General features: G+C 57.1%; 6 protein-coding genes and 2 rRNA genes (1 of these 8 running past the window's edge). 5 read left to right on the top strand and 3 right to left on the bottom strand.

Annotated features, from left to right (window positions below):
* The 3 genes from OC605_RS01610 to mrdA form a co-directional block, all read left to right on the top strand.
* A 23S ribosomal RNA gene (locus OC605_RS01610) occupies positions 1–1,400 on the top strand (it extends 1,494 nt beyond the left edge of the window).
* A gap of 153 nt (positions 1,401–1,553) precedes the next feature.
* A 5S ribosomal RNA gene (rrf, locus tag OC605_RS01605) occupies positions 1,554–1,669 on the top strand.
* 192 nt (positions 1,670–1,861) lie between these two features.
* Positions 1,862–3,754: a penicillin-binding protein 2 gene (mrdA, locus tag OC605_RS01600; RefSeq protein ID WP_262136142.1), complete on the top strand. Its 1,893-nt coding sequence runs from the start codon at positions 1,862–1,864 to the stop codon at positions 3,752–3,754.
* Between the two features lie 44 nt (positions 3,755–3,798).
* Here the strand turns inward: mrdA and OC605_RS01595 are convergent, their stop codons facing one another.
* Positions 3,799–4,203 carry a lysozyme inhibitor LprI family protein gene (locus OC605_RS01595; protein ID WP_262136141.1) on the bottom strand — a complete coding sequence of 135 codons (405 nt, stop codon included), beginning with the start codon at positions 4,201–4,203 and terminating at the stop codon, positions 3,799–3,801.
* 40 nt (positions 4,204–4,243) lie between these two features.
* Positions 4,244–5,158, bottom strand: a complete 915-nt coding sequence (locus tag OC605_RS01590; RefSeq protein WP_262136140.1) for an ADP-ribosylglycohydrolase family protein — start codon at positions 5,156–5,158, stop codon at positions 4,244–4,246.
* Between the two features lie 176 nt (positions 5,159–5,334).
* On the opposite strand from OC605_RS01590, the gene OC605_RS01585 reads away from it, so the two are divergent.
* Positions 5,335–5,823, top strand: coding sequence for an SRPBCC family protein (locus OC605_RS01585; RefSeq protein WP_016775506.1), 489 nt, complete (start codon positions 5,335–5,337; stop codon positions 5,821–5,823).
* A 314-nt stretch (positions 5,824–6,137) separates the two neighbouring features.
* Here OC605_RS01585 and acnA read toward each other — a convergent pair whose 3' ends face one another.
* Entirely contained in the window at positions 6,138–8,879 is a 2,742-nt protein-coding gene (gene acnA / locus OC605_RS01580) for an aconitate hydratase AcnA (protein ID WP_262136139.1), read from the bottom strand.
* Between the two features lie 222 nt (positions 8,880–9,101).
* Between acnA and rlmM the strand changes: the two genes are divergently transcribed.
* Positions 9,102–10,175, top strand: a complete 1,074-nt coding sequence (gene rlmM, locus OC605_RS01575) for a 23S rRNA (cytidine(2498)-2'-O)-methyltransferase RlmM (RefSeq protein ID WP_262136138.1) — start codon at positions 9,102–9,104, stop codon at positions 10,173–10,175.
* Positions 10,176–10,218: the final 43 nt, after the last annotated feature.

Genomic DNA, 10,218 nt, shown 5'->3' with positions numbered 1-10,218 from the left:
CTTAAGGCCGAGAGCTGATGACGAGTTACCCTTTGGGTGACGAAGTGGTTGATGCCATGCTTCCAAGAAAAGCTTCTAAGCTTCAGGTAACCAGGAACCGTACCCCAAACCGACACAGGTGGTTGGGTAGAGAATACCAAGGCGCTTGAGAGAACTCGGGTGAAGGAACTAGGCAAAATGGCACCGTAACTTCGGGAGAAGGTGCGCCGGTGAGGGTGAAGGACTTGCTCCGTAAGCTCATGCCGGTCGAAGATACCAGGCCGCTGCGACTGTTTATTAAAAACACAGCACTCTGCAAACACGAAAGTGGACGTATAGGGTGTGACGCCTGCCCGGTGCCGGAAGGTTAATTGATGGGGTTAGCTAACGCGAAGCTCTTGATCGAAGCCCCGGTAAACGGCGGCCGTAACTATAACGGTCCTAAGGTAGCGAAATTCCTTGTCGGGTAAGTTCCGACCTGCACGAATGGCGTAACGATGGCGGCGCTGTCTCCACCCGAGACTCAGTGAAATTGAAATCGCTGTGAAGATGCAGTGTATCCGCGGCTAGACGGAAAGACCCCGTGAACCTTTACTATAGCTTTGCACTGGACTTTGAATTTGCTTGTGTAGGATAGGTGGGAGGCTTTGAAGCGTGGACGCCAGTTCGCGTGGAGCCATCCTTGAAATACCACCCTGGCAACTTTGAGGTTCTAACTCAGGTCCGTTATCCGGATCGAGGACAGTGTATGGTGGGTAGTTTGACTGGGGCGGTCTCCTCCTAAAGAGTAACGGAGGAGTACGAAGGTGCGCTCAGACCGGTCGGAAATCGGTCGTAGAGTATAAAGGCAAAAGCGCGCTTGACTGCGAGACAGACACGTCGAGCAGGTACGAAAGTAGGTCTTAGTGATCCGGTGGTTCTGTATGGAAGGGCCATCGCTCAACGGATAAAAGGTACTCCGGGGATAACAGGCTGATACCGCCCAAGAGTTCATATCGACGGCGGTGTTTGGCACCTCGATGTCGGCTCATCACATCCTGGGGCTGAAGCCGGTCCCAAGGGTATGGCTGTTCGCCATTTAAAGTGGTACGCGAGCTGGGTTTAGAACGTCGTGAGACAGTTCGGTCCCTATCTGCCGTGGACGTTTGAGATTTGAGAGGGGCTGCTCCTAGTACGAGAGGACCGGAGTGGACGAACCTCTGGTGTTCCGGTTGTCACGCCAGTGGCATTGCCGGGTAGCTATGTTCGGGAAAGATAACCGCTGAAAGCATCTAAGCGGGAAACTTGCCTCAAGATGAGATCTCACTGGAACCTTGAGTTCCCTGAAGGGCCGTCGAAGACTACGACGTTGATAGGTTGGGTGTGTAAGCGCTGTGAGGCGTTGAGCTAACCAATACTAATTGCCCGTGAGGCTTGACCATATAACACCCAAGCAATTTGCTGACCTGAGAAGGCACCAGATTGCGGTGTGTGAAGACGAAACGAACCGAAAGTTCGAAACGCACAAACACCAGCTGTCACATACCCAATTTGCTGAAGCGAGACCATCTGGTCACGAGTCAGTACCCGAATTTCTTGACGACCATAGAGCGTTGGAACCACCTGATCCCATCCCGAACTCAGCAGTGAAACGATGCATCGCCGATGGTAGTGTGGGGTTTCCCCATGTGAGAGTAGGTCATCGTCAAGATTAAATTCCGAAACCCCAATTGCGAAAGCAGTTGGGGTTTTGTTTTGCCTGCGAGAAAGTTTTCAGCCTGCTACCGGGGAAATTCATCCTGAAGTGGATGGCGAGTTTTGGTATGGTGCAGCTCGTTTTTTAACGGACTGATATCCTGCCCACGGATCGGCACTCATTTTATGTCAAAGAGTTGCTGTAGAAATGCCTGAACCAATCCCGATCAAGGATCATGAAAAAGAGACGCGGCTGGTCAACAAACGATTGATTGCCTGCGCTCTGTTCGTCTTCGCCATCAGCTGCGCTCTGGTGGTGCGCCTGTACATCCTCCAGGTCGTGGAGTTCGACTACCACTCGACCATCTCCGAAAACAATCGCGTCCATGTCCTCCCGATACCGCCAACCCGTGGATTGATCTACGACCGCAACGGTGTGTTGCTCGCCGACAATCGCCCCAGCTACAACCTGACCATCACCCGTGAGCGTGCCACCGACGTCAATCAAGAATTGGACGAAGTCATCAACTTGCTGCACTTGCCTGCTGAAGACCGCACGGTATTCGACAAGGCGATGAAGCAATCCCGGCATCCGTTCACACCGGTCACCCTGTTTTATGAGCTGACGGAAGAGCAGATTGCCGTCCTGGCGGTTAACGAGTTTCGCTTACCGGGACTTGATGTCGAACCGCAGTTTGTCCGCCACTATCCCCTCGGCGCACATTTCGCCCATTCGATCGGTTATGTCGGTCGGATCAATGAAAAAGAATCGAAAGCTCTCGACTCCGTGGAGTACCGAGGTACGCAATCCATTGGTAAAACCGGTATCGAGCGTTTCTACGAAGCGCAGTTGCATGGCCATGTCGGTTATGAAGAAGTCGAAACCAATGCTCAAGGCCGAGTGCTGCGCGTACTCAAGCACACCGATCCAGTGCCTGGTAAAAACATCGTACTCAGCCTCGACGTGAAGCTGCAGGAAGCAGCCGAAGCCGCTTTGGGCGACCGTCGTGGTTCAGTGGTAGCTCTCGACCCGTCCACCGGAGAAGTGCTGGCGATGGTCAGCAATCCAAGCTTCGATCCGAATCTGTTCGTGACTGGCATCAGCTCAAAGGAATATTCAGCGCTGCGCGATTCCATCGACCGTCCGCTGTTTAACCGCGTACTGCGCGGCCTGTACGCTCCAGGCTCGACGATCAAGCCGGAAGTCGCCATCGCAGGGCTGGACGCCGGCGTCGTGACCCCGCAGACCCGCGTATACGATCCCGGCTATTACCAACTGCCGGACTTCGATCACAAGTATCGCAACTGGAACCACAGCGGTGACGGCTGGGTGGACATGGACGCGGCGATCATGCGCTCCAACGACACCTACTTCTATGACCTGGCGCACAAGCTTGGCATCGATCGTCTGCACGATTACATGGCGATGTTCGGTCTCGGTGAAAAAGTCTCGCTGGACATGTTTGAAGAGTCCCCCGGTCTGATGCCATCACAAGCATGGAAGCGCGCTACACGGCGACAGGCCTGGTATCCCGGCGAGACAGTTATTCTCGGCATCGGCCAGGGCTACATGCAGGTCACACCACTGCAATTGGCCCAGGCCACTGCCCTCATCGCCAACAAGGGGATATGGAATCGACCGCACTTGGCCAAGTCGGTCGACGGTGTAGCGCCGGTTGACGAGCACCCGATGCCGAACATTCTGCTCAAGGATCCGCGCGATTGGGAACAGGTCAATCACGGAATGCAGATGGTCATGCACGATGCTCGAGGCATCGCACGAGCGGCGGCTGCGGGGGCGCAATATCGCATCGCCGGCAAGAGTGGTACGGCGCAGGTGGTGGCGATCAAGCAGGGTGAGCGTTACAACCGCGAGAAAACCCTAGAGCGCCACCGTGACAACGCCCTGTTTGTAGGATTTGCACCGGCCGAGCATCCGAAGATCGCCATCTCGGTAATGATCGAAAACGGCGAGGCGGGTGGTCGTGTTGCCGGTCCAGTAGTGCGGCAGATCATGGACGCCTGGTTACTCGATCAGGATGGCCACCTCAAGCCGCAATACGCAGCGCCGAGCAAAGCGCCGGGCGATCCTCACGTCTGAGGCGTAACGGTTCACAGCACAGGCTCCGTAAGCGGAGCCTGTGATTATGCACCGGGTACCGGGCAACTCATATCACCTTCCTCACATTTCAAATATTGCTTGAGCGACTCGACGCGCGTCTTGGTCATTTCCGTCAGGCAATCGCTGTAAATCAATGGATAGACACTCCCGCCGTCCACCCCAGAAGCCGAAAACTTGCACTCGGCATCCCGGAAGCTGACCCATGCCCGCTGCGCGTTGACCAACAGCTTCTTTCCGTCCGGGTTGTCCTTCAGGCGTCCGGTGATCTGCTGATAGAGCGTATTCAGTTCCTTGTCTGCCGCTTTGAACGCTTGCCCCGCGCATTGATTCATCGTCGCCTGATCGCTGGCGTTGGTGCAATCAACGGCGGCATGGGCGAAAGGGGCAAACAAAAAAGGCACAGAGGCCAGAAGCAAACGCACTGACATAAGGTTCTCGCTATCTCGAGTGGAAAGGGTGTATCGATTGTTATGTACGTAGCCGGGACGCCTCAAGCAAGCGATCCGCAGTGGCCGTGATTTCCTCGCCTTCATGCAACTGCTCCAGCCAGTGTTCGGGGATCGCCCGAGCGCTGTAGTAAGCACCTGCCAACTGACCCACGATAGCAGCCGTTGTGTCCGCATCTTCACCGAGATTGGCTGCTTTCAACACCGCTTCGGCGAATGTCTGCGTATGGTGAAAGCACCACAAAGCGGCTTCCAGCGATTGGACGCTATAGCCACTGCCTTTTATTTCAGTTTCCGCTTTGTGAAGGTACTCACCCTGAGCAATCGCAACCACCTTGGGCTGGGAAAGCTTGAGCAGTGGCGCCCGGCGAAGCTGTGTTTTCTCCGCACCCTCAAGCGCTCGTGCAATCAGATCAGCCAGCAATTGGCAGCACTCGATTGCCTCCGGCGCCGCATGGGTTGTGCGCGAACTGTCGGCAGCGTGGATCTGGATCTGTCCAGCGTCCGGAAAATAAAACAGCACGACTGGTGCCAACCGCATCAGCGACCCGTTACCAGCAGTCAACGGATCAGTCGACCCTGCGAAAGGCTCCCCGGTTCGCTGATACTGTTCCAGCGCCTGGCTGACGGTCATGCCGATGTCGAAACATTCACCGGTGGAGCTCAGGTATCCCCATTTCCACCAATTGAGATAGCGGCCCATCTGATCTGCCGCGTCGAAGCCGTTTTTGCTCAGCAGGCTCTCGGCCAGGCACAGTGCCATCGACGTGTCATCGGTCCATTGCCCAGGCTTGAGCTGAAACGGACCACCGCCGATCATGTCGCTCAACGGCTGGAATGATCCTCGCGGTTGGAACTCAACCGTTGTGCCGACCGCATCGCCGCAAGCCAGGCCGAGGAGGGCGCCGCGATACCGATCGGCGAGAGAAGGCTGCATGATTCGTCCTTGTTTCTGCGGATTCGCTGGAAAAATAACAGGTCATGCGGCGCCGATCACAGAGCGCAAACTACCGCAGAATGTGTCCGCTCGAATCGGTGTCTGCAGCGCTTCGATACAACTTCGCATTGGACATGTGGTCATACAAGCCTAGTGTTCAGAACAGGAGGTGACGTATGAAACCAGTACCTAACAGTTTCGAACGCAAGATCACGCTCAAGGCGTCGCGTTCCCACGTCTGGCGTGCATTGGTCGATGCAGAGGCGTTTGGCCAGTGGTTTGGCGTGGCGCTCGAGGGCCGGCGTTTCATTGCCGGCGAGTGGACGCAGGGTCAGGTCACTTACCCCGGTTATGAACACGTATTGTGGAATGTGCTGATCGAGCGGGTCGAGCCGCAGCAGTTGTTTTCTTTCCGCTGGCACCCGTATGCGGTCAACCCGAAGATCGACTACTCACAGGAGCCGACCACGCTGGTCAAGTTCGAATTGCAGGACTTCGAAGACGGCACACTACTCAAGGTCTCGGAATCCGGCTTCGCGCACATCCCTGATATCCGTCAGAAAGAGGCGTATTACATGGACAGTCGCGGCTGGGAGGAGCAGTTGAGCAGGCTTGAACAGTTTCTCGCCGAAAGCGCCAGGGCTCGTGAAAGCGGCGGTGCCTGACAGGTCTAAGGGTTTTCGGAAGTGTTTGTATGGCGAATGTCTTACACGCGTTGGTAGCTTTTACGACTATTGTTGATTGGATCCACTGGGTAATCTACACACATCAACTGAGACACAGGGAGTGTTTCAGGATCATGGACGATCGACCATCGCAAGGATCGCTGCCGACAGGGAGTCGATAATGGTCTTGGGAAAAACCCGCTTCGGCGGGTTTTTTTTCGCCTGAATGCAGGAGCCGCCGGAGGCTGCGATCTTTTGATCCTGCTTTTGAAAGCCAAGTCAAAAAGATCACAGCCTAGGCGAATGTCACCCCGTCAAGAAGCAATCAACTGCCGCAATACATAATGCAGAATCCCCCCGGATTTGAAGTACTCAACTTCATTCAAGGTATCAATCCGGCACAAGACTTCAATCTTCTCCTGACGCCCATCCTCGCAAGTGATAACCAGCGGCAGGTTCATCCGCGGCCTTAGCTCGACGCCGGTCAATCCCAGAATCTCGAACGTCTCTTTGCCGGTCAGATTGAGACTCTTGCGGTTCTGATCAAGCTTGAACTGCAACGGCAGCACACCCATGCCGACCAGATTCGAGCGGTGAATGCGTTCGAAGCTCTCCGCAATCACGGCTTTGACGCCCAGCAGATTGGTGCCTTTCGCCGCCCAGTCACGGCTCGACCCGGTGCCGTACTCCTGACCGGCAATCACCACCAACGGCGTCCCCGAAGCCTGATATTTCATCGCTGCGTCATAGATCGCCATTTTTTCCCCGGTGGGAATGTAAATGGTGTTCCCGCCTTCCTCGCCACCCAGCATCTCGTTGCGAATACGGATGTTGGCAAACGTGCCGCGCATCATCACTTCATGATTGCCGCGACGGGAACCGTAGGAGTTGAAGTCGCGCGGTTCGACGCCTTTTTCCTGCAGATACCGCCCGGCCGGGCTGTCGATCTTGATGTTGCCGGCGGGGGAGATGTGGTCGGTGGTCACTGAATCGCCGAGCAAAGCCAAGACTCGCGCACCTTTGACGTCTTTCACTTCCGGCAGAGGGCCTGAAATGTCGTCGAAGAAAGGTGGATGCTGAATGTAGGTCGAATCGTCCTGCCACACGTAAGTGGCCGCTTGCGGCACCTCGATGGCCTGCCATTGCTCATCACCGGCAAACACTTCGGCGTATTCCTTGTGGAACATCGCCGTATTGACTTGATTCACCGCTTCAGCGATTTCCCGGCTGCTCGGCCAGATATCACGCAGATACACCGGATTGCCCTGTTGATCCTCGCCCAACGGTTCGCTGCTGATATCGGTACGCACACTGCCAGCCAAAGCGTAAGCGACGACCAGAGGAGGCGAAGCCAGCCAGTTGGTTTTCACCAGTGGGTGCACACGGCCTTCGAAATTGCGGTTGCCGGACAAGACCGACGCGACGGTCAGATCGGCTTTCTGAATGGCTTTTTCGATTGGCTCCGGCAGTGGCCCGGAGTTGCCGATGCAGGTGGTGCAGCCGTAACCGACCAACGAAAACCCGAGCTGATCAAGGTACTGAGTCAGCCCGGCAGCCTTGTAGTAGTCGGTGACGACTTTCGAACCGGGGGCCAGTGAGCTTTTGACCCAGGGCTTGCGCGTCAGACCTTTCTCGACGGCTTTCTTCGCCAGCAACCCGGCCGCCATCATCACGCTCGGGTTGGAAGTGTTGGTGCAGGAAGTGATCGCGGCGATGACCACTGCACCGTTTTTCAGGCGATAGGTCTTGCCCTCGTATTCGTAGTCCGCTTCGCCCACCAGATCGGCGTTGCCCACTGCTACGCCGCCGCCGCCCTCGCTTTCCAGGCGTCCTTCTTCCTTGCTGGTGGGTTTGAATTGCAGGTCGATGAAATCACTGAAGGCCTGCGCGACGTTCGGCAGGGAGACGCGATCCTGCGGACGTTTCGGTCCAGCCAAGCTGGCCTCGACGCTGCCCATGTCCAGGGCCAGGCTGTCGGTGAACACCGGCTCCTGACCCGGCAGACGCCACAGGCCTTGAGCCTTGGTGTAGGCCTCGACCAGCTTCACCACTTCCGGCGGCCGGCCGGACAAGCGCAGGTATTCCAGCGTGACATCGTCGACCGGGAAGAAGCCGCATGTCGCACCGTATTCCGGGGCCATGTTGGCGATGGTCGCGCGGTCGGCCAATGGCAGGTCGGCGAGACCGTCGCCATAGAATTCGACGAATTTGCCGACCACGCCTTTCTTGCGCAGCATCTGCGTCACGGTCAACACCAGGTCGGTTGCGGTGATACCTTCCTTGAGCTTGCCGGTGAGCTTGAAGCCGATCACTTCCGGAATCAGCATCGACACCGGTTGCCCAAGCATCGCCGCTTCCGCTTCGATCCCGCCCACGCCCCAGCCGAGCACGCCGAGACCGTTGATCATGGTGGTGTGGGAGTCGGTGCCGACCAGGGTGTCGGGGAAGGCGTAGGTGCGGCCATCCTCGTCTTTGGTCCATACGGTGCGGCCGAGGTATTCGAGGTTGACCTGGTGGCAGATGCCGGTGCCCGGCGGGACCACGCTGAAGTTATCGAACGCACTCTGGCCCCAGCGCAGGAAGGCATAGCGCTCGCCGTTGCGTTGCATTTCGATGTCGACGTTCTGTTCAAACGCACTGGCGCTGGCAAACTTGTCGACCATCACCGAGTGGTCGATCACCAGATCCACCGGCGACAACGGATTGATCCGCTGCGGATCGCCGCCGGCCTTGGCCATTGCCGCACGCATGGCGGCGAGATCGACCACGGCGGGCACACCGGTAAAATCCTGCATCAATACACGGGCAGGGCGGTACTGGATTTCGCGATCGGAGCGGCGCTCCTTGAGCCAGGCGGCGATGGCTTTGAGGTCGGCGCCGGTGACGGTTTTTTCGTCTTCCCAGCGCAGCAGATTTTCCAGCAGGACCTTCAATGACATCGGCAGCTTGTCGAGGTCGCCCAGGCTTTTGGCGGCTTCCGGCAGGCTGAAATAGTGGTAGGTCGTGGCATCGATTTGTAGGGTTTTCAGTGACTTCAGACTATCGAGGGACGGCATTACGATCACTCCTTTGAGTCCGCACGGCTACGGACTGAGGGGACGGGCAGAGCATTAAACCTAGCCCTGTTTTGAGTAGCTGGCTAATAACTGGACTCTATCGGCGCAACCATGGTTCCGACTTCAGCTATCATGCGCCGGTTTTCGTGACAGGCATTGCGGCAACGCAAGGCTTGAGCATCGCGCAGCGGCCGAATGATCGACCGCTGCCCAGGAGTAAGAATGAACACCCTATTCATGCATTGCCGGCCCGGCTTCGAAGGCGAAGTCTGTTCGGAGATTTCCGATCTCGCCGCCCGTCTCAATGTCGCCGGTTACGCCAAAGCCAAAACCGCCACGGCCTGCGCCGAGTTTGTCTGTACTGAAGCGGACGGTGCTGAACGCCTGATGCGCGGTCAGCGTTTCGCCGAATTGATCTTCCCGCGGCAGTGGGCGCGCGGCTTTTTCATCGATCTGCCGGAAAACGACCGGATCAGTGTGATTCTCGCGCACATGGCCGATTTTCCGGTGTTTGGCAGTCTGTGGCTGGAAGTGGTCGATACCAATGACGGCAAGGAACTGTCGAATTTCTGCAAAAAGTTCGAAGGCCCGCTGCGCAAGGCGCTGACCGCCGCTGGCAAACTGGTGGAAGACGCCAGCAGGCCGCGTTTGTTGCTGACCTTCAAAAGCGGACGCGAGGTGTTTTTAGGCATGGCCGATGCCGGCAATTCGGCGATGTGGCCGATGGGCATTCCGCGTCTGAAGTTTCCCCGCGAGGCGCCGAGCCGGTCGACCTTGAAGCTGGAGGAGGCGTGGCACCACTTCATTCCGCGCGACCAGTGGGAAGATCGCCTGCACAGCGACATGACTGGCGTTGACCTCGGCGCCGCGCCGGGCGGCTGGACCTGGCAACTGGTCAACCGTGGCATGCTGGTCACCGCCATCGACAACGGCCCGATGGCCGAAAGCCTGATGGAAACCGGATTGGTCCAGCATCTGATGACGGATGGTTTCACCTTCAAGCCCAAGCAGCCGGTGGACTGGATGGTTTGCGACATTGTCGAGAAACCGGCGCGTAACGCGGCGATGCTGGAAGAGTGGATCGGCGAAGGACATTGCCGCGAAGCAGTGGTCAACCTGAAGCTGCCGATGAAGCAGCGTTATGCCGAAGTGAAACGTCTGCTCGAGCGCATTGCCGACGGTTTCAAGGCGCGTGGGATCAAGGTTGATATCGGCTGCAAGCAGCTCTATCACGACCGCGAGGAAGTGACTTGCCATTTGCGCCGGCACGACAGCAGAAAAACCAAATCGCGCTGACACAACGCTGAACCTGTGGGAGCGAGCCTGCTCGCGAAAGCGG

This window comes from Pseudomonas sp. Marseille-Q5117 (assembly GCF_946901175.1).
GTDB lineage: Bacteria > Pseudomonadota > Gammaproteobacteria > Pseudomonadales > Pseudomonadaceae > Aquipseudomonas > Aquipseudomonas iranensis.
Note: the sequence above shows the minus strand (reverse complement) of the source record. Positions and strands in the feature narration are given on the sequence as shown.

Bases quoted from the DNA above. Each gene is read 5' to 3' on its own strand.
- mrdA (WP_262136142.1), top strand. From the start codon at position 1,862: ATGCCTGAACCAATCCCGATCAAGGATCATGAAAAAGAGACGCGGCTG.
- OC605_RS01595 (WP_262136141.1), bottom strand. From the start codon at position 4,203: ATGTCAGTGCGTTTGCTTCTGGCCTCTGTGCCTTTTTTGTTTGCCCCT.
- OC605_RS01590 (WP_262136140.1), bottom strand. From the start codon at position 5,158: ATGCAGCCTTCTCTCGCCGATCGGTATCGCGGCGCCCTCCTCGGCCTG.
- OC605_RS01585 (WP_016775506.1), top strand. From the start codon at position 5,335: ATGAAACCAGTACCTAACAGTTTCGAACGCAAGATCACGCTCAAGGCG.
- acnA (WP_262136139.1), bottom strand. From the start codon at position 8,879: ATGCCGTCCCTCGATAGTCTGAAGTCACTGAAAACCCTACAAATCGAT.
- rlmM (WP_262136138.1), top strand. From the start codon at position 9,102: ATGAACACCCTATTCATGCATTGCCGGCCCGGCTTCGAAGGCGAAGTC.